Origin of the sequence: Bacteroides sp. CAG:633, assembly GCF_000435115.1 — a bacterium.
Taxonomy (GTDB): domain Bacteria; phylum Bacteroidota; class Bacteroidia; order Bacteroidales; family Bacteroidaceae; genus Bacteroides; species Bacteroides ndongoniae.
On sequence record NZ_FR883017.1, the window covers coordinates 29,335 to 30,339 of the forward strand.

Consider the following 1,005-nt stretch of genomic DNA (forward strand, 5'->3'; position numbering starts at 1 on the left):
TGTCGAAAATAAATAATCTGTCACTCATCTTGTTTATTGTATTTATAAGTTATGTACATAAAAAAAGCCTTTCACACAAGGAAGTGAGAAAGGCTTTATATATCTTCAACTTACATATATTCACGCACGACACTCACTTCCGCTACATCTTCCTAGCAGAATAATAATACCACACAGCAGAATATATGTAAAGTTCTGAATCATCTTCTTCTATTTTTTAAACGTTGCAAAGGTATAGAATATTTCGTAGTGAGCAAACAAATTAGTTACTTTTTCAATTAAAAAACGACATTTTATAACCTGTTGGCAATAAATTCTAGTAATATAATACAAAAAGGCACATCTATATAAAAGATGCGCCTTCTTATATTATATACTATACCTACAATTATTTGTTGGCACAGTTACTATCACAATTCTTTTTAGGGCATTCTGCTTTCTCACAGTTGCCCGAACATTTATTATCGCAAGTTCCACTGCATACACTATCACCTGCACAACAAGCCTCATTAGCAGTTTTACAGCAAACAGAATCGCATACTTGTTCTGTTGTATCAGAAACTGTTGCAGCATTTTTCTTATTTCCACAAGATATAATGGTTAACGAAAACACCAATGCAGCAGCCAAAAATAATTTAGTCTTCATAAATCGAATCTTTTTTTAATTAATAATATGCTTATATACTCCGCAAATATAATAAAAAAGCACAGTGCAACAAAAAGCATCTATCATAACCCTAAGTTTAAACAGCTTTCTCATCAAGATTCGACAAACTTATCATATCTTGGCGCACATATATATGGATTTTATGCACTTTCCTACTATCCTTCTAAAACTTCCCAGTTATCCCCAATAAGTGCACCAGTTATTGCACTCACAGTGCAGTAGTCAGTGCACTCGCAGTGCAACAGTTGGTGCACTAACAGTGCAGCAGTTAGTGCACTGAAACTGCACAGTTAGCGTATCTGGAAGGAACAATTCAAAAGAATAACATGCGGGATTAT

At 33.8% G+C, this 1,005-nt stretch carries 1 protein-coding gene; it reads right to left on the bottom strand.

The window, feature by feature from the left end:
• Positions 1–388 precede the first annotated feature (388 nt).
• Positions 389–646: a hypothetical protein gene (locus tag QVP67_RS03575; protein ID WP_022162183.1), complete on the bottom strand. Its 258-nt coding sequence runs from the start codon at positions 644–646 to the stop codon at positions 389–391.
• Positions 647–1,005: the final 359 nt, after the last annotated feature.

Bases quoted from the DNA above. Each gene is read 5' to 3' on its own strand.
- QVP67_RS03575 (WP_022162183.1), bottom strand. From the start codon at position 646: ATGAAGACTAAATTATTTTTGGCTGCTGCATTGGTGTTTTCGTTAACC.